Origin of the sequence: Rhizobium sp. 18055 (assembly GCF_902706285.1) — a bacterium.
In the GTDB taxonomy this organism is placed as follows: Bacteria; Pseudomonadota; Alphaproteobacteria; order Rhizobiales; family Rhizobiaceae; genus Rhizobium.
Map to the genome: position 1 here is coordinate 1 of NZ_CACSKD010000502.1, position 384 is coordinate 384.

The 384-nt window shown below is 70.6% G+C and carries 1 pseudogene; it reads left to right on the forward strand.

The features are described from left to right. Nucleotides 1-333, forward strand: a pseudogene (locus GVL52_RS32770) (hypothetical protein); the annotation flags it as partial. Nucleotides 334-384 lie beyond the last annotated feature (51 nt).

The following is a 384-nucleotide window of genomic DNA, read 5'->3' on the forward strand; positions in this document are numbered from 1 at the left end:
ACCGTGGACACCGTGGAGCGCCACATCCTCGCGACGCGCCACGGCCATCCCGCAGCAGCAGCGGCGGGCGACGACCGCTGGGTGCTGGACATCGACCTCGCCATCCTCGGCCAGCCGCCCGCGGTGTATGCCGCGTTCGAGCGCAATGTGCGGCGCGAATACCGCTTCGTGCGCTGGCCCCGCTACCGCGCCGGCCGCTGCGCGGTCCTGCGTTCGTTCCTGGAGCGCCCTGCGCTGTATGAGACGGAATGGTTCCGAAGCCGTTACGAAGCGCAGGCGCGGGTGAACCTGGCGCACGCGCTGGACGTGCTGGGCGGCGGCGGCGCGTTCTGAACCAGCAGAGCCTTCCCATGAAGAAACTGCTCTGGACGGCCGTCCTGGCCC